Source organism: Salinicoccus sp. RF5, from assembly GCF_020786625.1.
Lineage (GTDB): Bacteria > Bacillota > Bacilli > Staphylococcales > Salinicoccaceae > Salinicoccus.
The window spans coordinates 525,193-551,811 of the sequence record NZ_JAJGRC010000001.1; the positions used below are offsets into that span (position 1 = coordinate 525,193).

The 26,619-nt window shown below is 50.1% G+C and carries 29 protein-coding genes, 1 riboswitch and 1 other annotated feature; of the genes, 2 read left to right on the forward strand and 27 right to left on the reverse strand.

The genetic code is table 11. The features are described from left to right. Window positions 1-24: 24 nt before the first annotated feature. The 25 genes from secDF to LLU09_RS03005 all read right to left on the reverse strand — a co-directional run bounded on the left by secDF (window position 25) and on the right by LLU09_RS03005 (window position 23,040). On the reverse strand, window positions 25-2,298 hold the full coding sequence (gene secDF, locus LLU09_RS02885; RefSeq protein ID WP_370632453.1) for a protein translocase subunit SecDF: 2,274 nt from the start codon (window positions 2,296-2,298) through the stop codon (window positions 25-27). 114 nt (window positions 2,299-2,412) lie between these two features. Continuing rightward, entirely contained in the window at window positions 2,413-2,676 is a 264-nt protein-coding gene (gene yajC, locus LLU09_RS02890) for a preprotein translocase subunit YajC (protein WP_040105528.1), read from the reverse strand. Window positions 2,677-2,695: 19 nt separating this feature from the next. Beyond that, window positions 2,696-3,841, reverse strand: coding sequence for a tRNA guanosine(34) transglycosylase Tgt (gene tgt, locus LLU09_RS02895; RefSeq protein WP_040105529.1), 1,146 nt, complete (start codon window positions 3,839-3,841; stop codon window positions 2,696-2,698). Next, window positions 3,842-4,876, reverse strand: coding sequence for a tRNA preQ1(34) S-adenosylmethionine ribosyltransferase-isomerase QueA (gene queA, locus LLU09_RS02900; RefSeq protein ID WP_228310394.1), 1,035 nt, complete (start codon window positions 4,874-4,876; stop codon window positions 3,842-3,844). It lies immediately after the preceding gene. 3 nt (window positions 4,877-4,879) lie between these two features. Beyond that, window positions 4,880-5,899 (reverse strand): Holliday junction branch migration DNA helicase RuvB, encoded by a 1,020-nt coding sequence (ruvB, locus tag LLU09_RS02905; protein WP_228310395.1) that lies wholly within the window; start codon window positions 5,897-5,899, stop codon window positions 4,880-4,882. Between the two features lie 12 nt (window positions 5,900-5,911). Further along, window positions 5,912-6,499 carry a Holliday junction branch migration protein RuvA gene (gene ruvA, locus LLU09_RS02910; RefSeq protein WP_094905708.1) on the reverse strand — a complete coding sequence of 196 codons (588 nt, stop codon included), beginning with the start codon at window positions 6,497-6,499 and terminating at the stop codon, window positions 5,912-5,914. Between the two features lie 10 nt (window positions 6,500-6,509). Beyond that, entirely contained in the window at window positions 6,510-7,790 is a 1,281-nt protein-coding gene (obgE, locus tag LLU09_RS02915; protein WP_094905709.1) for a GTPase ObgE, read from the reverse strand. Window positions 7,791-7,882: 92 nt separating this feature from the next. Then, the gene (rpmA, locus tag LLU09_RS02920) at window positions 7,883-8,167 is read right to left on the reverse strand and encodes a 50S ribosomal protein L27 (protein ID WP_040105534.1); all 285 of its coding nucleotides are present in this window, start codon (window positions 8,165-8,167) and stop codon (window positions 7,883-7,885) included. Between the two features lie 10 nt (window positions 8,168-8,177). Further along, window positions 8,178-8,498 (reverse strand): ribosomal-processing cysteine protease Prp, encoded by a 321-nt coding sequence (locus tag LLU09_RS02925; protein ID WP_124010109.1) that lies wholly within the window; start codon window positions 8,496-8,498, stop codon window positions 8,178-8,180. Beyond that, complete coding sequence (rplU, locus tag LLU09_RS02930; RefSeq protein ID WP_040105536.1) at window positions 8,498-8,806, reverse strand: 50S ribosomal protein L21; 309 nt, start codon at window positions 8,804-8,806, stop codon at window positions 8,498-8,500. The genes LLU09_RS02925 and rplU overlap by 1 nt, the downstream gene beginning before the upstream one ends. A 14-nt stretch (window positions 8,807-8,820) precedes the next feature. Further along, window positions 8,821-8,894, reverse strand: a sequence feature (ribosomal protein L21 leader region). A gap of 42 nt (window positions 8,895-8,936) precedes the next feature. Next, window positions 8,937-9,455: a rod shape-determining protein MreD gene (mreD, locus tag LLU09_RS02935; RefSeq protein ID WP_228310396.1), complete on the reverse strand. Its 519-nt coding sequence runs from the start codon at window positions 9,453-9,455 to the stop codon at window positions 8,937-8,939. 1 nt (window position 9,456) lies between these two features. Next, window positions 9,457-10,305 (reverse strand): rod shape-determining protein MreC, encoded by an 849-nt coding sequence (gene mreC / locus LLU09_RS02940; protein WP_040105538.1) that lies wholly within the window; start codon window positions 10,303-10,305, stop codon window positions 9,457-9,459. A gap of 298 nt (window positions 10,306-10,603) precedes the next feature. Then, on the reverse strand, window positions 10,604-11,758 hold the full coding sequence (locus tag LLU09_RS02945) for an aminotransferase class I/II-fold pyridoxal phosphate-dependent enzyme (RefSeq protein WP_228310397.1): 1,155 nt from the start codon (window positions 11,756-11,758) through the stop codon (window positions 10,604-10,606). Continuing rightward, window positions 11,758-12,561, reverse strand: a complete 804-nt coding sequence (locus LLU09_RS02950; RefSeq protein ID WP_175286941.1) for a MetQ/NlpA family ABC transporter substrate-binding protein — start codon at window positions 12,559-12,561, stop codon at window positions 11,758-11,760. Before LLU09_RS02950 ends, LLU09_RS02945 begins: the two co-directional genes overlap by 1 nt. Window position 12,562: 1 nt before the next feature. Further along, the gene (locus LLU09_RS02955) at window positions 12,563-13,222 is read right to left on the reverse strand and encodes a methionine ABC transporter permease (protein WP_031548829.1); all 660 of its coding nucleotides are present in this window, start codon (window positions 13,220-13,222) and stop codon (window positions 12,563-12,565) included. Beyond that, complete coding sequence (locus LLU09_RS02960; RefSeq protein WP_228310398.1) at window positions 13,206-14,228, reverse strand: methionine ABC transporter ATP-binding protein; 1,023 nt, start codon at window positions 14,226-14,228, stop codon at window positions 13,206-13,208. The genes LLU09_RS02955 and LLU09_RS02960 overlap by 17 nt, the downstream gene beginning before the upstream one ends. Window positions 14,229-14,286: 58 nt before the next feature. Further along, window positions 14,287-14,389, reverse strand: a riboswitch (SAM riboswitch). Between the two features lie 73 nt (window positions 14,390-14,462). Continuing rightward, the gene (locus LLU09_RS02965; RefSeq protein WP_228310399.1) at window positions 14,463-16,211 is read right to left on the reverse strand and encodes an ABC transporter ATP-binding protein; all 1,749 of its coding nucleotides are present in this window, start codon (window positions 16,209-16,211) and stop codon (window positions 14,463-14,465) included. Further along, complete coding sequence (locus LLU09_RS02970; RefSeq protein ID WP_228310400.1) at window positions 16,208-17,944, reverse strand: ABC transporter ATP-binding protein; 1,737 nt, start codon at window positions 17,942-17,944, stop codon at window positions 16,208-16,210. Before LLU09_RS02970 ends, LLU09_RS02965 begins: the two co-directional genes overlap by 4 nt. Window positions 17,945-18,427: 483 nt before the next feature. Continuing rightward, window positions 18,428-18,790 carry a hypothetical protein gene (locus LLU09_RS02975; RefSeq protein WP_228310401.1) on the reverse strand — a complete coding sequence of 121 codons (363 nt, stop codon included), beginning with the start codon at window positions 18,788-18,790 and terminating at the stop codon, window positions 18,428-18,430. 11 nt (window positions 18,791-18,801) lie between these two features. Further along, complete coding sequence (radC, locus tag LLU09_RS02980) at window positions 18,802-19,485, reverse strand: RadC family protein (RefSeq protein ID WP_124010116.1); 684 nt, start codon at window positions 19,483-19,485, stop codon at window positions 18,802-18,804. Beyond that, window positions 19,482-20,198 carry a prepilin peptidase gene (locus LLU09_RS02985; protein ID WP_228310402.1) on the reverse strand — a complete coding sequence of 239 codons (717 nt, stop codon included), beginning with the start codon at window positions 20,196-20,198 and terminating at the stop codon, window positions 19,482-19,484. The genes radC and LLU09_RS02985 overlap by 4 nt, the downstream gene beginning before the upstream one ends. A gap of 425 nt (window positions 20,199-20,623) precedes the next feature. After that, window positions 20,624-21,103 (reverse strand): SprT-like domain-containing protein, encoded by a 480-nt coding sequence (locus LLU09_RS02990; protein WP_228310403.1) that lies wholly within the window; start codon window positions 21,101-21,103, stop codon window positions 20,624-20,626. A gap of 122 nt (window positions 21,104-21,225) precedes the next feature. Continuing rightward, the gene (locus LLU09_RS02995) at window positions 21,226-22,218 is read right to left on the reverse strand and encodes an LLM class flavin-dependent oxidoreductase (RefSeq protein ID WP_040105548.1); all 993 of its coding nucleotides are present in this window, start codon (window positions 22,216-22,218) and stop codon (window positions 21,226-21,228) included. 37 nt (window positions 22,219-22,255) lie between these two features. Then, on the reverse strand, window positions 22,256-22,489 hold the full coding sequence (locus LLU09_RS03000; protein WP_175286928.1) for a DUF896 domain-containing protein: 234 nt from the start codon (window positions 22,487-22,489) through the stop codon (window positions 22,256-22,258). A gap of 68 nt (window positions 22,490-22,557) precedes the next feature. Next, window positions 22,558-23,040: an RrF2 family transcriptional regulator gene (locus tag LLU09_RS03005; protein ID WP_228310404.1), complete on the reverse strand. Its 483-nt coding sequence runs from the start codon at window positions 23,038-23,040 to the stop codon at window positions 22,558-22,560. Between the two features lie 162 nt (window positions 23,041-23,202). On the opposite strand from LLU09_RS03005, the gene LLU09_RS03010 reads away from it, so the two are divergent. Further along, entirely contained in the window at window positions 23,203-23,700 is a 498-nt protein-coding gene (locus LLU09_RS03010) for a GNAT family N-acetyltransferase (protein WP_228310405.1), read from the forward strand. A gap of 111 nt (window positions 23,701-23,811) precedes the next feature. On the opposite strand, the gene LLU09_RS03015 is transcribed toward LLU09_RS03010, so the two are convergent. Further along, entirely contained in the window at window positions 23,812-24,123 is a 312-nt protein-coding gene (locus LLU09_RS03015) for a rhodanese-like domain-containing protein (RefSeq protein WP_175286925.1), read from the reverse strand. 323 nt (window positions 24,124-24,446) lie between these two features. On the opposite strand from LLU09_RS03015, the gene LLU09_RS03020 reads away from it, so the two are divergent. Then, the gene (locus LLU09_RS03020) at window positions 24,447-25,286 is read left to right on the forward strand and encodes an aldo/keto reductase (protein ID WP_228310406.1); all 840 of its coding nucleotides are present in this window, start codon (window positions 24,447-24,449) and stop codon (window positions 25,284-25,286) included. Window positions 25,287-25,376: 90 nt separating this feature from the next. Here the strand turns inward: LLU09_RS03020 and LLU09_RS03025 are convergent, their stop codons facing one another. Next, a complete protein-coding gene (locus tag LLU09_RS03025; RefSeq protein ID WP_228310407.1) occupies window positions 25,377-26,582 on the reverse strand; it encodes a multidrug effflux MFS transporter in 1,206 nt (401 codons plus the stop codon). Between the last annotated feature and the right edge of the window lie 37 nt (window positions 26,583-26,619).

Here is a 26,619-nt window from a genome sequence, read left to right on the forward strand (position 1 = left end):
AAGGGATCTTGGGCGTTTCAGGTATTATACTAATATTTTATCATCATCTTTGCTTTTTTCCTCATAAACCGTCAGGGCGCCGTCTGCATTGCGCAGCTGGCGCTTCTTCAGGATGCCCCACAGCTGCAGCGCGATGAAGAGTGATGAATAGATGCCGCTGATCAGGCCGACCAGGAGGGCAATCGAGAAATTCAGTATGGCGGTGCTTCCGAAGAGTACAAGGAAGACCACCACGATGATGACGGTAAGGACCGTATTCACGGAACGCGTGAGCGTCTGCTTGAGGGACCGGTTGATGATGGTGTCAATCTCCTCTTCCTTCCGTATGACTTTGTACTTCCTCAAGTTCTCCCTCACCCTGTCGAATGTGACGATCGTATCATTGATCGAGTACCCGATGATCGTCAGCACCGCCGCAATGAAGGTGATGTCGACTTCCAGACGGAAGATCGAGAAGACCGTAATCATGATGAAGGCATCATGGATGAGAGCGAGCACACTCGGCAGTGCCATCCGCCATTCGAACCTTATGGTCGCATAGAGGATGATGCCGATGGATGCGATTGCGAGAGCGATGACCGCATTTTTGGCCAGTTCCTGTCCGATGACCGGACTTACCGTACTGATTGCCGGCTCACTGCCGTAGAGGTCATCGAACGTGCTCTGCATCTCAGTGACGGAATCCTGCGGAAGATTCTCCGCATACTGCACAACCACCATGTTATCTCCGGACGTCGTGATGCTGTCCGGGGACAGGTCCATCGCTTCGAGTTCCTCTTCAACCTGCTCCACTGTCGCTTCACCGTCAGTCTGTATATCCGCCCTGGTACCACTTGTGAAGTCGATGCCGAGGTTCAGCCGGAATATCGACAGGATGAGCAGTCCGACCAGGATCGTGCCCAGACTGAATGCAAAGAATTTTCTGGAGTGGCCTACGAAATCGAAACGGTCCCATGGTGTCGTAAGGTCTTCTATGTCCTTGCCTTCATTGATGCTGTATCTGCTCTCCTCCTTCACGCCGAACCATCCGAGACGGTTGTTGAAGAAGCCGGATTTGATCAGCATCGACAGCAGGAAGCGTGTCAGGAATACCGCTGTGATGAAGCTCATCAGTATGGAGAGCAGCAGCATGGTCGCAAAGCCTTTTACACTGCTTGTACCGAAGGCGAAGAGCACGACGCCTGCGACCAGTGTAGTGATGTTCGCATCGATGATGGTCCACAATGAGGCAGCAGATGCCTTCTTATAGGCCTGCTTCAGGTTGCGGCCGATGCGTAGTTCATCCTTTATCCGTTCATACATGATGATATTGGCATCCACAGCCATCCCCACACCGAGGATGAGGGCTGCGATCCCCGGCAGTGTGAGCACCCCGCTGATCATATTGAAGCCGAATATCGTCAGGTAGATATAGACTGTGAGCGTGACCGCAGCAACAACCCCGGGGAGCCTGTAGAATGCGATCATGTATATGAATACGAGTGCCACGCCGATCAGGCCGGCAGTGACGGTCTCATCCAGTGCCTGTTCACCGAACTGGGCGCCGACGGAGGTCGAATAGATCTCAGTCAGTTTTACCGGCAGTGCACCGGAATTGAGGAGTGCAGCGATGTTCTGTGCACGCTCAATGCCTTCCTGGCCTTCAAATCCGCCGGAAATCATGACATCGGACGAATTGATCGGTTGGGAGACGCTCGGAGCAGAGATGAATTTCGGATCGGCCTTCTGGGCCTCCTCTTCAAAACTGTCCTCACCCTCCTCAAAGTCCATCCAGATGACCATCAGGTTCTCGCCTGCCGGACGCTGGGAAATCTCTTCGGTGATATCCCTGAATTCCCCCGGATCCTTCAGTTCGAGTGAAACCATCGGCTGGTTCATTTCATCAAAATTCTGGCTCGCCCCGCCCTGAACCAGATCGGAACCATCCATCAGGACATTGTCATCCACATCCCGGATGGTCAGTTCAGCCTGGGTACTGAGCAGTTCCCGTGCCTCCGTCTGATCATCGACACCTGCCAGCTGTACGCGTATGCGGTTGCCTTCCTCGATCTGTATGTTCGGTTCCGATACGCCGAGCACGTTGACCCGTGAATCCAGCGTCTGGGCCGTACTCTGAACTGCAGTATCATCAATTTCGTCGCCTTCATTCAAAGGTTCCACCTGATACAGCACTTCAAAACCGCCCTGGAGGTCCAGCCCGAGATTGACATCCTTGACGAGGTCCTTGACGGTCAGGCCGATGACTGTCAGCAGCATGACGGCCACCAGGACAGCAGCTATGATTCTATTCGTTTTCACTTTCAAAAAAACACACCTCGATTATATTGTAAGTCCTCAACGTTTCAATTATAACTGTTACCACCAAAAATTAAAATGAAAAAAGCTGACTCCTTGAGCCAGCTGATGGTCTTTCTATTTTACGATTTCTTTAAGCGCAACACGCTCAAATTTGAGTACTGCGCCATTCACATCATCCGTACGGATGTACATGTGCTTCTGGTCGAACGACTCCACCGTTCCGTGGATGCCGCCGATCGTGATGATCTCATCACCTTTTTGCAGGCTTGACTGCATGTTCTGAACTTCCTTCTGCTTCTTCTGCGCAGGACGGATCATCAGGAAGTACATTACCAGGATGAGTACCAGAAACGGCAGGATGGCCATGAAAAATTCCATCTATACATCTTCTCCTCTGTTAGAAATTTTTCGGATTTTCAACATTCAATCCGTATGATTCGAAAAATGCTTCTTTAAAATCCATCAATTGATCATTTAAAATTGCAGTTCGAATATCCTCCATCAATTTTAGCAGAAAATACAGGTTATGATAAGTGGTAAGCCTCAATCCCAAAATTTCATCCGTTTTGAACAGATGGCGCAAGTATGCCTTCGTGTAATTACGGCATGTGTAGCAGTCGCACCCGGGATCGAGTGGTGTGAAATCACGCTCGAATTTCTTGTTCTTGACGACGACCCGGCCCTTTGATGTCATTGTGGTGCCATTCCGTGCAATACGGGTCGGGAGGACACAGTCGAACATGTCTATGCCCCTGATGACGCCTTCAATCAGGGCATCGGGCGAGCCGACACCCATCAGATACCTCGGTTTGTCCTCCGGAAGGAATGGTACCGTCTCCTCCAGCATGCGGTACATGATCGGCTTCGGCTCTCCGACGGAAAGGCCGCCGATCGAATAGCCGGGGAAGTCCATCGCCACAAGGTCCTTCGCACTCTGGGCCCGGAGGTCGCTGTATTCCCCGCCCTGTACGATGCCGAACAGTGCCTGGTTCCTGTCATGCCCTTCCTTGACATGATGGGTAAGGCAGCGTTCTGCCCACCTGGTGGTCCGTTCGATCGAATCCTTGACATACTTCTTCTCTGCAGGGAATGGCGGACACTCGTCGAATGCCATCATGATGTCGGAACCGAGGTCGTGCTGGATATCCATCGCCTTCTCGGGACTCAAAAAGAGTTTGGAGCCATCAAGGTGGCTTCTGAAATGGACGCCTTCCTCTTCAATCTTGCGCCTGTCACTCAGGCTGAACACCTGGAAACCGCCGGAATCCGTCAGGATGGGCTTGTCCCAGTTCATGAACTTATGGAGGCCTCCGGCTTCCCTGATGATGTCACTGCCGGGTCTCAGCCACAGGTGGTAGGTGTTGCTCAGAATGATCTGACTGCCGATATCTGCGAGCTCCTCAGGTGTCATCGTCTTCACTGTCGCCAGCGTACCGACAGGCATGAATATCGGTGTATCGATTGTGCCGTGCGGCGTGTGCAGTTTGCCGATGCGGGCACCGGTCTGCTTGCATGTCTTTATATGTTCATATCTTATTGCCATCTATTCTTCATCCTCATATATTATCATCGCGTCTCCAAAGCTGAAGAACCGGTACTTCTCATCAATCGCATGCTGGTAGGCCTTCATTACCGTATCCTTGTCGCTGAAAGCGCTGACCAGCATCATCAGGGAGGACTTGGGGAGGTGGAAGTTCGTGATCAGCGCATCAACGGCCCTGTACTGGAAGCCCGGATAGATGAAAATGTCCGTAAAGCCGCTCGCCTCTTCGAACCTGCCATGATCCCGCATGATCGTCTCCAATGTCCGCGTACTCGTCGTACCGACACTGACCACTTTTCCTCCATTTTCCCGGACTCCATTGAGTACATCCGCCGTCTCCCGGTTCATGATATAGAATTCGGAGTGCATCTTATGGTCCTCGATGTTATCAGCACTGACGGGCCTGAATGTGCCGAGGCCCACATGCAGGGTGATATAGGCGATATGTACACCCTGCGCCCTGATGCGCTCGAGCAGCGCTTCAGTAAAATGAAGCCCAGCCGTCGGCGCGGCAGCGGACCCCGTATTTTTTGCATAGACCGTCTGGTACCGATCCTTATCCTCCAGTGTTTCCTTGATGTATGGCGGCAAAGGCATCTCACCCAGTTCATCGAGGACATTCTCGAGCAGCCCTTCGTGGTGGAGGCTGACATGTCTGATGCCCTCATCGAATGTGCCGGTGCATACCGCCTTCAAGAGACCATCACCGAAGTCGATCTCCGTCCCCTCCTTGACCTTCCTGGCCGGACGGATGAGCACTTCATACCCGCCTTCGATCGGTTTGAGCAGCAGCATCTCCACTTTGGCGCCCGTCTCATGCTTCACACCGAAGAGCCTTGCCGGCAGTACTTTCGTATCATTGAGCACCAGTGCATCACCCGCGTTGAGGTACTTCACAATATCCTCGAACTTCCCGTCCGATACAGTCCCATCCGCCTTATTCAGGCCGAGCAGCCTGCTCTGTGCCCGGTCTTTCAGAGGGGTCTGGGCAATGAGTGATTCAGGCAGCTCAAAATCAAATTCCTCGAGTTTCAAAACCTATTCCTCATTTCTGAATATATCCATCTGTGATTTTCCATTAAAGTAGTCGTAGCTTTTTGCTGTAGCCTTCCGGCCCCTCGGTGTCCGTTCGAGGAACCCCTGCTGGATCAGGTACGGTTCGTATACATCCAGCAGTGTGATGACTTCCTCACCAATCGACACAGCCACGGTTTCAAGGCCCACCGGCCCGCCGCCGTATGTTTCGAGAATCGTATTCATGATCTTGTGGTCGATCGGGTCCAGCCCGCTCGGGTCGACTTCCAGCACCTTCAGCGCATGGTTCGTCGTCTCGAGGGTGATGGACGGCTCCTTCTTCACGATCGAAAAGTCCCGGACACGCCTGAGCAGCCGGTTGGCGATCCGCGGCGTGCCGCGTGAACGTCTGGCAAGCTCGATTGCACTGTCATCGTCGATGGCGACTTCAAATATGTCCGCTGTACGGTTGACGATGGTGACCAGGCTGTCGACATCGTAGTATTCGAGCCTCAGCTGGACGCCGAAACGGTCACGGAGCGGTGCCGAAAGGCTGCCGAAGCGTGTCGTCGCCCCCACCAGTGTGAATGGCGGCAGGTCGATCCGGATGCTCCTCGCTTCCTCCCCTTTGCCGATGACGACATCAAGGAAGAAGTCCTCCATTGCAGAATAGAGGATCTCCTCCACAGCCCGAGGAAGCCGGTGGATCTCGTCGATGAACAGGACGTCCCCCATCTCGAGGCTCGATAGAATCGCCGCAAGATCCCCGGCACGTTCGATTGCCGGCCCGGAAGTCGTCCGTATGTTCACACCGAGCTCATTGGCGATGATGTTCGACAGCGTCGTCTTGCCGAGTCCCGGAGGGCCGTGCAGAATGACGTGGTCCAACGCCTCTTCCCTGATCCGCGCAGCTTCTATGAATACGTTCAGGTTGTTCTTCAATGTCTGCTGGCCGATATACTGGTGCAGATATTCGGGCCGGAGCGACATTTCCAAATGCTCTTCATTCTGCTGCTTTCCTTCATCTAAAATGCGATCATCCATAATAGCACCCCATTACTGAACTAGGTATTTAAGCCCTCTTTTTACTGCTTCGTCCACAGAACCGAAAGATTCTTTGCCCAAGTGCTTCTCAATGCGCTTGAGCTCACGTCTGCTGTAGCCGAGCGCCTCCAGGGCGAGCAGGGCTTCGCTGATGAAGTGGTCATTGCCATCCACATCAGGCGACTCGGGTGAAGCATCCACATGTCCGAGCTTGCCTTTCAAATCAAGGATGATCTGGCTGGCCGTCTTCTTGCCGACACCCGGGAACTTCTGCATATACTTCTCATCTTCGGTTTCGATCGCCCGGATGATCTCATCCGGGGTGGAGGCAGCCAGAATTGCCATTGCACTCTTCGGGCCGATGCCCGTGACCTGCAACAGCGACCTGAAAAGGATCTTTTCATCCCTCGAGTTGAAGCCATAGAGCGTATGGCTGTCCTCTCTTACGATCAGTTCCGTGTGGATCTTCACTTCGTTCTCCTTATTATGCTCAAAGCGAAAAGGATTCGGAACCATGATCAGGTAGCCGATCCCATTCGTCTCCACAGTGATATACTGCGGCTCCACTTCCTTCAAAACACCAACAATATACTGATACATCAAATCACCATCATTCTACGAATTCGAATTCTCCGCCGAGTATCCTTACAGTATCCCCGGTCTGGATGCCGCGCTCCCTGAGCGCATCATCAATGCCCATGGAACGCATCTGTCTGGCGAATCTCCTGACAGCAGCATCACGGTTGAAGTCCGTCATCTTGAACATGCGCTCTATGGCATCCCCGGAGACGACATATGCACCATCATCATCACGGCTGATCTCGAATGTATCCGGATCCTTCTCGTGACGATAGACCACACGGTGGTCCGTCTCCTCTATGACTTCCTCCACTTCAGATGTCTCTTCGAGCAGATCTGCAACCCTGTATAGTACTGTATCCAGGTTCTCTCTCGTCGCTGCAGATATTCTGAAGATCTCCTTATCTCCGCCTACCGCTTCAGTGAAACGGTCGAAGACCGCTTCATCCTCCACCAGGTCGACCTTGTTCAGCACTATGATTTCAGGACGCTTCAGGAGGTTTTCATTATATAGGCCCATCTCATTGCGGATGATCCTGTAGTCTTCGACTGCATCCCTTCCTTCAAGCCCGCCGATGTCGATGACATGGACGATGACCTTCGTCCGCTCGACGTGGCGCAGGAACTGATGTCCAAGACCCGTACCCTCGGAAGCCCCTTCGATCAGCCCAGGCAGGTCTGCCATCACAAACGAACGGCCGTCTCCGGTTTCAACCACACCGAGGTTCGGCTTGATGGTTGTAAATGGGTAGTCGCCCGTCTTCGGCTTCGCTTTCGACACTGCGCTGAGTATCGTGGACTTCCCTACACTCGGGAAGCCGACAAGCCCTACATCCGCGAGGAGTTTGAGCTCCATGACCACATCGAGCTCTTCACCCGGTTCACCATTTTCGGCAAAATCGGGCGCAGGATTACGGGAGGAGGCAAATCTTGAATTACCGCGTCCCCCGCGTCCGCCTTTTGCCACGACTGCGCGCGCGCCATGCTGTACAAGGTCCGCAAGCGTTTCGCCGGTATCCTTCCTTTTGACAATGGTGCCTGGCGGCACTTTCAGCACCATCGGCTCACTATTCTTACCGTGTGCATTCGAATTCATCCCATTCTCGCCGCGCTTCGCCTTGAAATGGCGCTGATAACGGAAATCCATCAGTGTCCTGAGTCCCTCATCGACTTCGAATATGATGTCCGCACCATTGCCGCCATCACCGCCGGAAGGTCCGCCCAGCGGCACATACTTCTCACGTCTGTATGCGACAAGGCCATTCCCGCCATCGCCGGCTTTTAAGTAAATATCTACCTGATCTATAAACATTGTCTCACCTCTATCCTTAAATATTATAGCATATCAATTTCAGCACATTTAAATAAAAAGGACACCAGCTTTGCTGATGTCCATTCGTTTCATTATTTTGCTTCCTTGTATACGGAAACGCGTTTCTTATCGCGACCCAGACGCTCGTATTTTACAACGCCGTCGATTTTGGCGAAGAGTGTATCATCGCCGCCGCGACCTACGTTTTCACCCGGGTGGATTTTAGTCCCACGCTGACGGAAAAGAATGGATCCGCCTGTAACGTACTGGCCATCCTGCCTTTTCGCACCGAGGCGTTTGGATATGGAATCACGACCGTTTTTCGTTGAGCCTACACCTTTTTTGGATGCAAAGAATTGAAGATTCAGTTTAAGCATTGCTTTCACCTCACTTGAATAATAATCTGATATGTTCACCGTATTCTTCTTCTATCGTTTTTAAAGAAATGATCATGCTTTCAAGCAGCAGCTGTAATTTTGCGTCGTCCGGTTCTTCGAGTTTGAATTCGAAATAGCCGGTCTCTTCCTCCATATTGATGGAAGGGTTGGCTTCCGTCATATTGAGGATTGCATTTACAGAACCGAAAACGACTGCTGAAGCACCGGCACAGACAATGTCCTTGCCGTGTTCATCGAACTGGGCATGCCCTTCCATCTTGAAGGATGTAACCTGTCCATCATCGTTTATGTTGAATTCTACATTGATCATTACGCGTCGATCTTATCAACAGTCAGCTTCGTATAAGGCTGACGGTGCCCTTGCTTACGCTTGTAGTTCTTTCTGCGCTTGAATTTCACCACGTCGATCTTCTTGCCGCGGCCGTGCTTTTCAACTTTCGCAGATACAGTTGCACCTTCAACTGTAGGCGCACCGACCTTAACGGAATCTCCACCTACGAAGAGCACTTTGTCGAATGTGAAGGTCGCACCTTCCTCTGCATCAATTTTCTCTACATAGATCGTTTGACCAGATTCGACTTTAATCTGTTTACCACCTGTTTCGATAATTGCAAACATACTTACACCTCCTGATTTAAAATAAGACACGCCATCTACAGGTGGATTTGCATCACTTGAACCTGTAATTGAGCGGTTGATGTCTACATTATCACCAACTACTGCATTATACCAACGGTGTTCCCTGCTGTCAATGCTTTGGCAGTACCTCTTTTCTGACCTTGGAAGTCTTCAGTGCGATGATGAAAACAAGGATGAAGATCAGCGCGTTCAGGAGCAGGCTCGGCGCCGCCCTGAGCGCCAGATAATCGAATGCCGACAGATGCACCATGTCGAGCGCACTGTAGACGAAGTAGATGTAGAGGTCATAGAAGAAGGTCAGGAGCAGCACGACGAATGCCAGGGCGACGAAGTCCTTATGGAAGACCCTGAATGCGGTGTGCATGAACAGGACGAAAGCCACCATGCCAAACGTATGGATGCCGTAGAGCGATCCTATGTACAGGTCCAGCATGGCACCGAAGACGACGCCGAGCAGAACACTCATCCTGGGACTGGCATATACCGAGACGAGCAGTATGAACATCAGCAGTGCCCGGGGGACGAAATAAACCTCCACACCGCCGATTTCCATCGGGCTGAAGTCTGCAAACAGGAAATCCACATACATCAGCAGGAATGAAAACAGAAATATTATGATCGCCCTCATGCTATTCCTCCATGGATTCCGGATTTCTTTCGATTACGAAGACGACATCGACATCATCGACATTGCCCTTCATCTGGACGTAGGCATTCTGGCTCAATCCATATTCGTCATTCTGGACCTCCACGACCGTCCCGATGAGGAGGCCTTCAGGATAGTCGCCGACGAGTCCGCTCGTAAGCACTTCATCCCCGCGAGCAAGTCCGCTGCGGTTCTTTATGTTTTCGATGACCAGAAGGTTCCGTTCCGTATCGTATTCGCGAATGTTGCCGTAGATCGGATTGCCATCATGAATGACCTCCACAGACATGTTGTTCTGGGATACGTCAGTCGTCAGCAGTTCGACATAGCTGGAGCCGCCGTTCGCACGTGCGACTGTGCCGATCAGGCCCTCCGGCGTCATGACCGCCATCCCTTCATCGATGCCGTCCGCCTCCCCCTTGTCGATGGTGAAATTGTTCAGCCACTGGTCCGGGGAGCGGGAGATCACCCTTGCATTGATGCTTTCATAGGACTGCTTGGAACTGATGTCCAAAGCTTCCCTCAGTTCTTCATTCTCGGCCTTGAGACGTTCCAGGTCCGACTGCATCTGGGGCAGCATCTCCAGCTGTGCCCTGAGCTGTTCATTCTCCTCAACCGCATTGAAGCTCTGCCTGATGCTCGAGAATATGCTGCCGGCAAAGTTGAGCGGTGCCTCGATGATCATCTGTGAGCCGGCAGCCGCATCGGCGGTGAACTGTTCAGCTTTGGTCGTGGTACTGCGGTCGGTGATCGAGAAACCGATCAGGATGATGAGTATGATGATGCCGAATAGGATCATCAGCATGCGGTTACGGTTGAAAAGCCTGTTCACTGTAGAGCGCCTCCATTAATACGTTGATATATGATAAAAGAATACCATACACGGCCGGTTCTGATAAGCATATGTAAAATAAAAAAATAGAGAGGCGGCAGCCTCTCTACAACAGATAAGATAATAATATATATGATATCTAGAACAAGAATGGATCTGTTCTATCAAAAGCCACGATTCATGATGGACATCATTACTTCATGACTTGTTATGTCGTTTTCATTACATCTATTATGTTACATGTATTCGGGGATGCTTTCAAGGGGTGATTCGAAATTAAATGTTGTACTTTTCCACGTCACTGCCATAGATGACGGATATTCCCAAAGCGGGAAATAACATCTTCCAGCATCTGATCCCTGACGGCAAGGGATATTCTGATGTAGCCGCTCCCCCTCGATCCGAAGGGAATGCCCGGGGTCACGAGGATGGACTGCTCCTTCATCAGAAACTCCCTGAAGGACTCCCCATCATGGCCTTCCGGCACACGGATCCATCCGAATATTCCGCCCCTTATGGGATTGATCGGGATGCCCATCTCTTTGAATGCCCCGGTCACCAGGGCACTCCGCCGCCGGAACTTCTCCTCCTGGTGCGGCAGTATCTCTCCTGCATTTTCCAATGCTGCAATGGATGCATCCTGCAGGACACCCCACATCCCTGTCTGGGTATGATCCTGATACGTATTGATCGCTTCGATCATTTCATGGTTGCCTACCGCAAAGCCCACCCGGAAACCGGACATGTTGAAGCCCTTGGAAAGTGAGTATATCTCGATGGCACACTCCAGATCCGGGTCGCTTTCGAGCATACTCGGATGCCGACCTTCGAAGGAGAACGGCGCATAGGCGAAATCATGGACGATCCGCGTCTTCGTACCTTTGAACCGCGCCACCGTGCGGTCGAAGAATTCCTTGTCTGCAACGGCGCCGAGCGGGTTGGATGGATAGTTCAAGTAGAGGAGCCTGGCATTATCGAGCTCATCGTCCGGCAACCTATCGTAATCCGGCAGGTACCCGTTTTCGGGAAGAAGCGGAAGATCATAGACCTCCCCGCGTGCAAGCCTCACGCCGGCCGCGTAGTCCGGATAGCCCGGGTTCGGCAGATAGACACCCTCGCCCGGTTCGATGAACAGCATCGGAAACTGGACCAGGGCACTTTTCGTACCATAGAGTATCGCTATATTATGCTCTGAAAGTTCCACACCATACTGGTCGGAGTAGAACCTGATGATCGCATCCTTGAAGGACTGCTTCCCTCTGAAAAGACCGTACCGCTGGTTCTCTTCATTATATAGGGCATCGGACGCCGCATCCAGGATCGGGCCCGGCGTCTCCCCATCCGGGATGCCGACCGCCAGGTTGATCAGCGGCAGTGGACCCTGTTCCACATTGCTCGCCATCGCTGTTTTGAAATAGCTGGGTGGTATGCTCTCAATCAGTCTGTTTGCCATTAGAATCCCTCCGGTTTATCGAAGCCCTGGAACTGATTGTCTATCGTCTGTTTAAAATGCTCAGACTCGACGGCTTCGATCAGGGAACGGGAAAGTTCCGTCTCCTCATCCTCTGCATTGATGACAATCTGGTTCCGGAAATTCTCGTTCATATTCTCAAGCTGCAGTGCATCCGCCAGATCCATGCCGCTTGCCAGGGCGAAGTTGCCTGGCACAAGCGAGAGTCCAATCTGATCTACACTCCTCGGCAGCTGACCCGAATCCTGGTAGACGAACTCGAGGTTCTTATTGTTCTGAAGGATGTCTTCTTCTTCGATGGCCAGCATATTGGCATCTTCAGCTATTTCTATCAGTCCTGCGTCCATCAGTGTCTGGAACCCTCTGGAGGAATTGACCGGATCGAGCGGCAATGCGACTTCGCTGCCATTCTCAATCTCTGCGATGGAATCAAACTCGCTGGAATAGAGCCCCATCGGTGCAGTCGGCACCTGGATCAGGTTGATGAAGTCGGTGCCATTTTCGTTGTTGAAGTCCTGCATGAACGACTTGTTCTGATAGAGGTTGGCATCGAGGTCGCCATTATGCAGCGCATTGTTCGGCTGGATGTAATCCGTATATTCGACGATTTCCACCACATAACCCTGCTCTTCAAGTGCCGGCTTCAGTGCAAAGTTCACCATATCACTGTACGGCCCCGTTGATGCACCGATTGTAATGACCTCGCCCTCCCCTTCATAGAGCAGGGCGCTCGATCCGATGATCACTGCCAGTGTCGAAGCAAGAAATATCAATATTCCGCGCATATCAGTTCCCCTCCTGTCTTTGGCTCAAGTAGTCCCCAATGAGCTGTATCAGCTGGACGATGATGATCAGCACGACGACTGTCGCAACCATCGTCACCGTATCATAGCGGTAATAGCCATATCTGATGGCAAGGTCGCCGATGCCGCCCCCGCCGACCACCCCCGCCGTTGCACTGAATGCGACGATGGAGATGATCGTCAGCGTAATCGCCTGGGTGATCCCGCGTTTCGATTCCGGAATCAGGACGTCCGTCACGATCAGCCATAGGGAGGCACCACCGGCGATGCTCGCCTCAATGACACCCGTATTGACGCCGTTGAAGCTTGTTTCAACAAGCCGTGCAAACAGCGGGATGGCTGCGAGCGACAACGCCACGCTCGCAAATACAGGACCATGCGAACTGTTCGTCAGCCATGTCGCAATCGGCATGATTGCGACGATCAGTATGATGAATGGGAATGAGCGGATGACGTTGGTCACTGCGCCCAGAAACTGGTTTAAAGGCTTTATCCGAAACAGCAGCGGATTCGCCGTGATATAGAGCAGTATGCCGAGCGGCAGCCCGAGCAGCACCGCAAAGAAGATGGAGATGGAAACCATCAGTGTCGTCTCAAGCAGTGCACGGTAAAGGAGCGGTGCAATCTCAGTCAATCTCTGCATAGATTTCAGCCCTTTCTATTCCTTTGGATTCATCGATGAAGCTTTTCAGACGCGCTATTTCGTCCGGTTCGCCCTTGATGTGGAGCATCAGGAAGCCGAGAGGCATATCATGTATGTATTCGATGCGTCCGTTCAGAATGCTGATGTCACATTCAAAATGGCGGTAGAGCTGGTTCACATAGTTCGCCTCAGCATGCTCGTTGAGGAATTTGATCGTAATCACTTCGGAACGATCGTTCACCTCGATATGGGAAGGGATGACAAAATCATATATATCCTGTACGAAGCCCCTCGTCACATCATGCTTCGGATGGCTGAATATGCTGTAGACGTCATCGATCTCTACAACTTCACCTTCCGTCATGACGCCGACACGGTCTGCAACTTCCTTTATGACTTCCATTTCATGGGTGATCAAGACGATTGTGATGCCAAGCTCCCTATTGATCCGCTTCAGAAGTTTCAGGATGGTCTTCGTCGTATCGGGGTCTAGTGCACTGGTCGCTTCATCGCACAGCAGGACATCCGGATGGTTCGCAAGGGCCCGTGCGATGCCGACACGCTGCTTCTGGCCGCCGCTCAGATTTTTCGGATAGCTGTCCGCCTTGTCGCCGAGTCCGACAAGGTCGAGAAGTTCCTCGATCCGTCCCCGCGTTTTCTTTTTGTCATACTTGCTTGCCTTAAGAACGAATTCAATATTCTGATAGACCGTCTTCGATTCGATCAGATTGAACTGCTGAAAGATCATGCCGATTTTCTGCCGGCGGATTCTGAGGTCCTCCCCCGTCAGACTTCCAAGCTCAGTCCCGTTCACGTTCACTTTGCCGGAACTCGGTGCCTCAAGCAGATTGATCAGTCTGAGCAGCGTACTCTTCCCTGCCCCGCTAAAGCCGATCAGTCCAAATATCTCCCCTTCCTCTATCGTCAGGGAAAGTTTTTTCAAAGCCTCGATCCTCTTCCCCTTGACCTCATATGTCTTCGACACATCTTCAAGCACAATTGCCATTCCACCACTTCCTTCCTAAAAATGAAAAGCCACCTGCCCAAAGGCAAATGGCTTCGATCGTTTATCTGCCAAGCCTGCGGCTTGCGGGATTTAGCACAGTGCCTTACGGCCTGTTGCTGAAGCTTCACAGGGCCCAATCCCTCCACTTCTCTGGATAAAAGTATTCAATTGAATGCTCATCACTCTACATTAATGTGGGAGAAAAGTCAAATTTCAAAATATTTTCTCCCACAGTTATTCCACTCCGGATACATGGGCCACCTGCATGGTGTACATCTTGGCGTATTCTCCGCCCGATTTGAGGAGGGCCTCATGACTGCCCCGCTCGACAATACGTCCGGCATCAAGCAGGAGGATCTGATCTGCATGCTGGATCGTCGAGAGTCTGTGTGCAATGATGAATGTCGTCCGATTCCGGCTTACGACCTTCATGGCATGCTGGATCATCTGCTCCGTCTCCGAATCGATGTTGCTTGTCGCCTCATCCAGTACGAGCACCTTCGGATCGAACACCAAGGCACGTGCGAATGAAATCAGCTGCCGTTCCCCAAGGGACAGTGTCGAACCGCGTTCTGCAAGTTCTGTATGCACGCCATCCGGCAGCCTGGAGAGCATTTCAGCTCCACCCACACTCACGAGCGCCGCCTCTGCCTCCGCTTTCGTAATATCGGTATTGTTCAGCCTGAGGTTGAACAGCAGCGTCCCGCTGTAGATGAAGGGATCCTGGAGCACAATCGACATGTACTGCCTCAAAGACTGCTTGCCGATGGTTCGGATATCCCTGCCATCGAACCGTATGGTGCCCCCGGTCGGGTCATAGAACCGCATCAGCAGGTTGATGATCGAACTTTTGCCGGACCCTGTATGGCCGACAAGTGCCACCGTCTCTCCCGGTGATACTTCCATATTGATGTCCTCAAGCATCTGATTTTTGCCGTCATATGAAAAACCAACCCGTTCGAAGGCGATATGTCCATCAAATTCGCCAAGCACACCCGTGTCATCCTCTTCTGCCTGAGCATCCAGCAGTTCGAACACTTTGAGCGCTGCCACCCGCGCCTGTTCATATATATCCAATTGGCGGATGATCTCGAACAACGGGTTGAAGTAGCGTGTAATATAGTCGACCAGGATATACATCGTCCCGACCGACAGGGCTGCCGACCCGTCGAGGAAAGCGGAGGCGAATATATAGACCAGCACAGCGAACAGCAGGGAACGGAAGGTCCCCATAAGGTTCTCTCCAGTGGCACTTTCAAGTCTGATCAGGCTGTTCGAACTTCTGACATAGCCATCGTTCAGATTTTTGAACTCCTCCGTCACCTGGGATTCCCGGTTGAAGGTCTGGATGATCGGCATGCCGCTGATCGACTCATTCAGCATGGCGTTGATGTCGCTGTTCCGCTCCCGCCGCATATGATTGTACCCTTCCGAATACTTCCTGTAGAGCACCATCCATATGAGGACGAGAGGGATGACCATGAGCATGGCAAGTCCCGCCCAGAAGTTGATGAAGAATGTCACTGCCGTAATGCCGCCGATGGTCAGAGTGCTCACCAGAAACATCGGCAGCACCTCTGAGAACATATGCAGGATGGATTCCGTATCATTCGTGATTCGGGCAACCACCTTGCCGGCCGGCAGATCGTCGAAGTAGCGGATCGGCAGCTTCTGCACATGCCGGAAGACATCGTTGCGGATGTCCTGCACTACGAGGGCACCCGATTTCTGCAGCACGATTTCCTGCAGGTAGCTGAAGATGGCGTGCATCATCTTGATGCTGAGGAATACGCCAAGGAGCTGGTAGATCGGCAGCATTTCTATCTCCCCTGTACCATCCTGTATATGACGGTCGAGGATCTGCATGGCAATAAAAGGCCCGAGCAGTTCGAATCCGACCATCAGCACCATGAGCGATATCCCCAGGATGAAATGCCTTCGGAACTTAAAGGCATAGCCCATTAATATTTTCATTTCCTTCATGTCGATGCACCCCCCTTCAGATAATAGTCGTTCTGCCGGCTGTACCAGCCATCTGAAGCGGACAACTCATCATGGGTCCCCATCTCTATGATCCGGCCGTCATCCAGGACAACGATCAGGTCAGCATGCTGGATGGCAGACAGCCTGTGTGTCACGATGATGGTCGTCTTATCTGTACGATTCCTACGGATGCCGTCGATGATCCTCTTTTCCGTTTTTGCATCCACGGCACTGAGGGCGTCATCCAGGATCAGTATATCCGGATCCCGAATCAGACTCCGTGCAATGGAGATCCGCTGCTTCTGGCCGCCGCTCAGGGCGATGCCCTTTTCACCAACCATCGTCTCGAGTCCCTCGGGCATCCGCTTGAGATCCTGATCGAGCGCACTAAGATGGATTGCATCCTCAAGCTGTGCCTCAGTCGCCCCGGGATTTCCGAACAGGATGTTCTCCCGTACCGTCCTTGAGAAGAGGATGTTCTCCTGGGAGACATACCCCACCTTCTCCCGCAGTGTTCCCCGGTCAAGCTCCGCTATCGGCCGGCCATCAATGACCAGCCTCCCCTGCCCTTCAGGATAGAACTTCAGAAGCTGTTTGATGAGCGTCGATTTACCGCTGCCCGTCCTGCCGACAATGCCGAGCGTCTGACCGCTTTTTAGCGTGAGTGATACATCGGCCAGGTTCGTTCTGCCACTCAGTGGATACTGGAACGAGACGTGGTCGAAATCCATATTTGATTCCTGGATTCCATGCACGCCACTATCATTCACATCATCCTCCATATCCAGAACACTGTTGATGCGTGTCAGCGAAGCATTTCCCCGCTGCATGACATTAAACAGCATGCCGACGGCGAACATCGGCCATATCAGCATGTTCAGATAGACATTGAAGGCCACAATGTCTCCGACAGTTATGAGGCCGCGGTTCGCAAGCACTGCGCCATAGCCGAATGCGACCATGAAGCTGAATGTCGTGACGATGATCGTCAACGGCTGGAATAATGCATCAAGACGCTCCACTTTCATGAATTTCTCCAGATAGTCGTCCGTCATCCCCCTGAACCGTCTGTTCTCGGCTCCCTCCTGCACATAGCTCCGTGTGAGCTTCACCCCTTCCACGATTTCGAGCACCGAATCGTTCATAGATCCAAACGCCTCCTGGCTCTCCGTATGCGCCTCGTTGATCCTTTTGCCGAGTCGCTGCTCGACAATCGCCAATATCGGCAGCGGCAACAGTGCAAAGAAAGTCAGCTGCCAGGAAATCGTGAATCCCATGACCAGTATGATCGTCAGCATGAAAGTCGTCGCATCCACCAGGGTCAAAAGTCCCATGCCAGCGGCCTGATTTACGCTCTTCAGGTCGTTCGTCGCCTTCGCCATCAGGTCGCCCGTCCGATTGCGTTCATAGAAGCTCGGCGACATGAGCAGGAACTTCCGCATCAGCTTCATCCTGATGATGCTTTCGATCTTCACCGCCCCGTCGAAGAGCAGATAGGCCCATAGATATGTCGCCACGTAAGTCAGTATGGTCACCACGATGAATACACCGACCAGCTGCCACATCAGGCGCTCCGTCATTTCCCCACCGGCAATGGCATCGATGGTCCAGCCAATCAGCTGCGGCGGAATGATTTCAAGGATATTCGCCACAAGCAGTACAAGTACGATTGTCGTATACTTCCATTTATGTTCTCCAAAATACCATTTCAATTTCCATAAAAAATCAAACATGATATCACCACCCTGTCCGAAACCAGGGATTCAATCCACAATTACAGTCGATGGTCCCCTCTGGTTTTCCTTGTTGTGTTATTCGTTGGTGTCATAGCGTCAAACTGTCTTATGCAAATTGAAGATACCACATCATCAGCCCCTTGTTTACAGAATTTTCTTAAAAATGACATCAAAAAAAGTGCGCACTCCATTTGTGCACACTCATTACGAGCATAAAAATAGAGAGGCGGCAGCCTCCCTACAACAGATAAGAAATAATATATATGATATCTAGATCCAACCGGAATGATTAGAATCTATCAAAGGAGGCAACACTATAAAATTGGTTTACGGATGAAAGAATTACATTAATCATCGGTTTGACCTCCTTGTTATGTCATTTTTAAGTCATATTTATAATATCCCAAACTATTTCGGTTTTCAACAGAATTTACAAATATTACAGAGTTGTAATCGATTTGTAATGTTTAAAATCGCACTTTACCAGTCTGAAGTGAAGAAAAGATCGTATTTTTCATAATCTATGAACTTGGCGTGATAGAAGTCACAGGCGGCTTGGTGGATATAGTTATGGTATATCCGGTCATACTCATATGAACCAAAGAAAGGACCAGGGAATGCAGGCATAAGCAAATTTGCTTTTTCAGGAGAATGGCGGATTTCATTAAGTAAAAGATACAGTTCATTCACCATTTCTAATGACAACTTTATTTTTCCACAGTTTTCAAGACTGAAATGCTTCACAAAGTAACCCTGCAATGCGTTGAATTTCCGATAGTAACTATATTCGATGACTTCATTGGTTTCACGTTCCTGAAGATAAAGATACATATCCAATCCCATCTACCCACTCCTCATTTAATGAAATTCATTTCCTTTAAACTGATATACTTTCCCGAACCAATAATGATGTGGTCTAGAAAATCAACTCCTATCATCTCCCCACATTCATGAAGTCTTCTAGTAACTTCTATATCCTCTCTGGAAGGTGAGGGGTCTCCACTTGGATGATTGTGTACACAAATGATTGCTGCTGCACTTCTTTTTACTGCTTCCTTATATACTTCCCTTGGGTGAACTATGGAGGTGTTCAAAGAACCTTTGAACATCGTCTCCTGATGAATCACCATATTTTTCGTTGATAAATACAGAACCACGAAATGTTCCTGTTGATAATATCTCATCTTCTCCATCAGAAGATCACTTACGTCATCCGGACTCTTTATATAAATATCTTCCTCAAGTGAATGCGTATGCATTCTGATTGCAAGCTCAATTACAGCAAGAATTGTTACGGCCTTCGCCTCCCCAATCCCCTTTACACTTATCAGTTCCTGGTAGGTCAGGCCTCTGAGCTCACGTATGGTTTTCATATCTTTTATGATTCTATTTGCCACTGTTATGCTCGATTCTTCCCTGTTGCCGGTATTGATGATGATGCCCAACAGTTCCTGGTTGGTAAGTTTGTCTGGTCCGTAGTTCATCAACCTCTCACGTGGTTTGTCAGAATCATGCATTTCTTTGATTAATAGTGTCATAGGAACCCTCCGAAATAGATTGTGTTTATCTCTTCATAAAGGATGAATGCTAGGATAAGCGCATTTGTGATGAAAGGAACAAGAGGTATTTTGCGTGGCATATCACTTTTATAAAAGTGAAGAATTATTATAAACAGTCCTCCTATTATATAGGTCAGAAGAATTGTATAGACGAAGAAATTGACCGGTGTTATCAGTGTGATGACTGTAAAAAGCTTGATGTCACCATAACCTACAGAATCCGAAAATAGCAGATAGAACAAATGAAGTATGAGAATAATGACTATATCTTTAAAAGGTTCGATATATTGTAGATCTGTCAGAAAAAGCCCGGTAAAAAGAAACAATAGACTCATATGATTTGGAATCGTAAAAGTTTTGAAATCATTCAGAGCAACAGGTATGAGTATAGTAATCATAAGATAATACAACGTGAGATCCTTTAGGGACAGGTCGTAAAATATGGGAAGGAGATAAAAGAAAATCAGTAATAGTTCACAAATAAAAGAACCAATATCAATATTACTTTTACATTGGGAACATTTTCCTTTTAGTAACACGAAGCTGGCAACCGGAATCAACTCCATCCATGTCAGAGTATGATGACATGAATCACACCTGCTTCTTCTATAAAGAATGTTTAAATGTTTTGCTTCTGTAACTGCAACCATGAATGAAGCGCATATACCACCAAACAATATAATCCATACCATAGTCTCCCTCCTCTGCTACAAACATATTACCTCTGATTTATTTTGTTGTAAAAATGCAGAAATGATGAAACATGGGACCTTTATCCGGATTATTCTTTTAATGCATTTATAAATGTACAGTTTTCTTATTTCTGCAAAGATTGGTTTGAAAATCATACATTTATCATCAAGCCAAGAGTGTTTAATCCTTATTAATGAGATAAAGTCATATAAATCGGTAACTCTGAAAATACAGGAGAAGACAAAAAAGACACAGTATCCCAAAAATTAGTCGAGCTTTTTGGGATACTGTGTCTTAGTTAAGTCTATGATATATAAAATTGATGATTAATCGTTTAAATCTTTCCGAATATATTCTGGCACCCATAGTTGGCAGATATTAATGCACGATGGTTACGACTCTTTTATATGCCATCACTTATCCATCAAATTCTCTCAACAACTCCGACATAAGTAAACCGTCCACGGCACCTACGGCATATATACCGCTTCTCATACCCTTTCATATTCCTGCTGAACTGGTACCTGCACTTCTTGCATTCATACAGGTAGCTCTCTCCTCTATACATATGGGTCCGTGTTCTGGAAATCCCAAGGCGATCGAGGGTTCTGATGAATGTGGCATCAGAATCTCTGTAGGGCTGATTTTTGGCGAAGAGTGCATAGTGGACGCATTCGTGGTACAACACATCAAGAATGGTTTCGGAGGGATTATTATTGATGAAAGTATGTGACATCACGATCTCCATTTCCTTATCCTGCGGTTTGCCCCGTATGTATTTTATGCGGAAGGCACCGAGTCTTGATTTCATACGCTTTGAAATGCGGATCGGTATATCAAGTGGCATGCCGAATTCCCTTTTGAGGAAAGCATCTGCATGCTGCTCCAGTTGTATCTGTTCCATTTCATCGACCTCTATCATTCTGAATTCTCATTGTCTTCATCTTCTCATATTTTGCGTGATGATGGAATTTCATTTGAACAGAAAAAAGCCAGGGTATCATCTACCCTGGCCTCATCTATTCATTAGAGCAATTCTTTCGCGAGCAATTTGTAGACATCAAGACGTGTCTCCTGCGCGTGTGGGATACTGACGATCATCGCTTCATCGAAGCCGTACATCTCCTGCTCGGCCTGCAGCTTTTCGGCAACTTCCTTCGCCGATCCGACGATATGGAGCGGACGGCGCTGCTGGATCTTCATCTTGTCCATCTCGGTGAGTGGATAGTCTTTCGCTTCCTCCGGGGTCAGGGATTTCTCGATCCTGCCCTGTGAGAGCCATAGACCTGCAATGTCCTGCGGCTTTGCCTGGTATTCCGCTTCTTCCCGCGTCTCAGCTGCCGTCACCATGTAGCATACGTTGATTTCCGGCTTCTCCATGAATGCTGAAGGCTTGAAGTTCCTTCTGTAGGCATCGAGTATTTCACGGCTCAGTTCACCATTGAAGAACTGGGCGAATGAATATCCGACACCCATCTTGGCGGTCTCGATGGCACTGTTGCCGCTTGACCCGAGCATCCATGCTTCCGGCAATGTCACATTGTCCGGTACAGCAGGGGTCGAGCCGAACAGTCTGCCTTCCGGTGTCTCATCATTGATCAGTTGAAGTGCAATCTGGTACTTCTCATACATGTTGTCCATCTCGGGACGCTTGCCTTCCGACAGTGCATAGACCGCCCTGCCGTCTCCACCGGGTGCACGGCCCACGCCGAAGTCGATCCGTCCGGGTGAGAATGCACTGAGCGTCTTGAACACTTCAGCCATCTTGAGTGGTGAATAGTGCATCATCATGACACCGCCTGTGCCGATGCGGATATTTTCAGTCTTTGCCGCAAGCCGCGCCGCCGTAATTTCCGGAGCGGAGCTGACGACGGATCCGATGCCGTGGTGTTCAGCCATCCACATGCGGTAATAGCCGAGTTCGTCAGCAAGCACCGCCAGTTCCTCCGATTTCCTGAGCGCATCCACGCCGGTGTTGCCTTTTGTCACAGGTGCCTGGTCCAGTACACTTAATCTCATCATTAACATCCTTTTCTATATCTGTCGTTTTGTTGCGCTATTGTTCGAAGAGTCTATTGAGTTCCTGTTCACGCTTCAGCTTTGCAGGGGTCACGTCATTGCCGAGCGGATCGATGACCGTGAGGCCAGCGAGGTTGTCGAGCACCTGTCCGCGGAACTGGCGCATATAGTCTTCCCTCAGCTGCTGCTGCTCCGCACGCTCTTCATCCGTCAGCCCAATCTGCTTCTGCTTCCTTGCAAGTTCATTGATCCTATCGAGTCCTATAATCATAATTACCATCTACCTTTTAATATTGATACTCTCTATTGGCTATATTATCCTCTGTATATTGAAATGTCCTAGACGACCATCTTTGCGTCCAACCACTTTCTGAGGGCGGCCATCTGACTGTTGTAGCGCGCCGCCTGAAGCTCCTCGGTCAGTGAAGCGATGGTCTCACGTTTGAGTACGGATTTCCATGAATCCTCCGCCTCGTCCATCAGACTGCCGAGGATGCACTGGTCATCCTCCTCATCAAGCTCAAGCATGCCTTCGAGAATGCCGCTCGGTGTATAGAGGGACTGCTGCCCTTCTATCGCAACATATATATCATATACCCGTATATCCTCCGGAGGCTGCTTCAGCTTGAAGCCGCCCTTCGTGCCCGGAACGGAAGTGATCAGTTCCGCACTGCCCATTTTCCTTAGCAGTTTCTGAAAATACGTCGGTGACGCGCCGATCTGTCTGCTGATTTCTTCACTGTGAAGCACCGCCCCGTCCGGGAGCATATTGAGCAGCAGTACCGCATAGACCGACTGTTCAACGCCTGTCTTCATTTTCATGCCTGATCACTTCCCTTCTGTGTAAACCGGATAATTGTTGTCCAGATTGAAATAAATTCTAACAGATAGACCTGCTCCATTCAAATGTAACGACTTGGCGCAAAAACAGCACAGAGTTTCATCTTTACTTTATAATCGAAATGGTGAAAGGAGATGCATACCATGCATATCAAGGAGATTAAAAACATTGAAGAAGATAGGATGGAATTATCCCGCCTCTTCCAGGAAGTCGTTGCCCATGGTGCCTCGATGAACTTCCTGCACCCGATGAGCGATGAAACGGCACTCCGCTATTGGGATGGCGTCCTGTCGGAGTATGTTCAGCTATACGCAGCGATACTCGACGACAAGATTGCAGGAACAGTCCAGCTCCACCTCAGTGATAAGGAAAATGGCCAGCACCGGGCGGAAATCGCCAAACTGATGACACACCCGGATGCCCGTAGGAAAGGGGTCGCAAAGTCATTACTCCAGCATGCCGAACAGGCGGCCATGCGGGCGGACCGATGGCTGCTGCTACTGGATACCGAGAAGGATGGGCCGGCGAATTTCCTCTATCTGGCCGAAGGCTACAAGAGTATTGGTGAAATCCCTGCCTATTCACAAGATCCTTTTGGAGAATATAAGGATGTTACTATTTACTACAAACATTTGAAATGATTGCGGGAAGTGACTTTGTAATCAGACAGAAGGAGCAGATATGCCGTTTCTGTCCATAAAAAGAGACGGTGTGGGACTACTCAGCCCACACCGTCTCTTCAGTTATTTGTATTATTTACCCTGTACAGTTCTTCCTGTCCAGGCACTCATGCCGCCACGCACGTTTACCACATCGGCATCATTCTTCTTGAGCATCTTGGCTGCCCGCTTGCTTCTCATGCCGGACTGACAGATTACATAGACTTTCTTATCTTTCGGGTCATAGTTCCCCACTTCACTGAGCGGTACGTTTTTGGCCCCTCTGATATGTCCGCTGCGGAATTCGCGGGGTGTCCTTACATCCAGCAGCACCGCATCCTTATTGATTTTCTCTTCTAACTCTGAAGTTGTGACTGATGGTACACTATTAAAAATTGAAAACATTCGATCACTCCTATTTTTGATTTTACGAACTTTTGAAGTTTCCATACCTTCCTGAAAACATTCATCTCATATATATTCTTACCCAATAAAATACCCTTAAGGGTATAATAAAATAATCTCTGCAATATGTCAAATACCCCGTACGGTATTAAAGCTTGCATTGATTGTTAAAGTCCAATTAAAAATTCAAGTTTGTTTTCTTTAGTGAATAAAGATTATGGGTAGATATTCTATATGTCCAACCAAATGGCGTTAATCAGCAGATCCACGAAAGGCTGCGCATGCCATGACAATTCAATTTCATGAACAGGAGAGATGAAGAGATGAGAAATGTTGAATTCCATAATGGAAACACGATGCCACAGATAGGCCTGGGTGTATTCAGGGTCGAAGATGGCGAGGAATGTAAAAATGCAGTCAAACATGCGATTGTGAGCGGCTACCGCAGCATCGATACGGCAATGATCTACAAGAATGAAAAGAGTGTCGGCGAAGGTATAAAGGAAGGCATGAAGGAAGCAGGAATCGACCGTTCTGACCTTTTCATAACTTCCAAGCTTTGGTTTGATGACTTCGGCCGTGGAAATGTCGAGAAGGCCTACGGTACGTCACTCGAAAACCTGGACCTCGACTACCTCGACCTGTATCTCGTCCACTGGCCGGGCACTGATGAAGAGCTCATGATCCAGACTTGGCAGGAGATGGAACACCTGTACAACAACGAACGGGTTGAGAACATCGGCGTCAGCAACTTCACGATCCAGCACCTGGAAAGGCTGCTGCAGCGTACCGACGTCAAACCGGTCATCAACCAGGTCGAATACCACCCCTACCTTGTACAGAATGACCTGAAGCTGTTCCTCGAGTCCCGCAAGATCATCATGGAGTCCTGGTCGCCCCTGATGAACGCCAAGGTGCTCAATGATGAGACCATCAATGAGATTGCTTCTGAAACAGGAAAATCCCCGGCACAGGTCGTCATCAGATGGAATATCGAAAATGGACTCGTCACCATACCGAAGTCCGTTACACCTGAAAGGATTGAGGAGAATATAGATGTATTCGACTTCTCCCTCAGTGACGCGCAGGTCAACCGGATCAATCTGCTGAACAGGAATGAGCGCAATGGATCCGACCCTGCGACATTCAATGGGAAGAAATAGATAGTAATCGTCCAAACTATATTACGAACACAAAAGATACCCTTGGCGGGGACATCCGCCAAGGGTATCTTTGTCGTATTGCATGCTGACTCAGTCTATAGCCGGCTGCTGCTTCACAAAACCGAAGTATATGATCAGTGCAGCCATGCTGCAGAGGATGGCGACGAGCCCCAGGGGCCACGCGGCCTCGTCCCCTGCCATGCCGACGATTGGGGAGACAACCGCACCGCCGATGAACGGCAGCAGACCAAGGAACGCCGACGCGCTTCCGGCGGATTTCTTCTGGTTCTGCATACCAAGCGAGAACGCGGTCGTCGTCACCAGCCCGACACTCGATACGACGAGAATCAGGGCGATGAGCATCGGCAATAGGGAGAGCTCAAGCAAGACCACCATCACTAGCACTACACTGCCGGTGACGGACATCAGCACCCCCATCAGCAGTATGCGCACTTCGTGCATGAATGAAGACAGCCTGCCGGTCGCCTGGGCTGCGACGATGATCCCAAGCCCATTCATCGCGAAAATGAGCGAGAACTGCTGGGGTGAGACGCCATAGATGTTCTGCAGGACAAAAGGAGAGCCCGCTATGTAGGCGAACATGGCGGTCATGATCAGCGCCTGGGTGAAGGCGATGCCCATGAACACCTTATCCCTGAAGAGATCCCCGAAAGTTTTGATGACCGCAAACACATTGCCTTCGGAACGGTTCGATTCATCGAGCGTCTCCCCGAACATGAATGAAACCGACAGGAGCAGGAGCACGCCGATGGCTGCGATGACCAGGAAGATGACAGGCCATGAACCGAAGTTGAGGATCAAGCCGCCTGAAATCGGAGCAAGTATCGGTGCCGCCCCATTGACCAGCGCGAGCAGGGCAAATGCCTTCGTCAGCTCCTTGCCCACATACATGTCCCGGGCCGCTGCCCGTGCAATGACGATGCCCGCTGCGCCTGTAAACCCTTGGATGAAGCGGAGCAGCACGAACACCCATATGTTGGCGATGAAGGCGCATAGTGCAGAAACCACCGCATATATGGCAAGTGTATATAGGAGCGGCCGCTTCCGCCCCATGATGTCGCTGAGCGGACCGAATATGAGCTGGCCGGCAGCAAGGCCGATCAGACAGGCCGTCAGACTGAGCTGGGCGAGCGATGCGGTCGTATCAAGATCCGAGGCCACAATCGGCAGTGCCGGCAGATACATATCCATCGACAATGGACCAATCGCAGTCAGCAGACCAAGCAGCACGACAATCCAGACCTTCCGGGATTTTTCTTCATGATTCACATTCATGCGGCACCTCTTCTTATATCATATTTCTGATGATTAA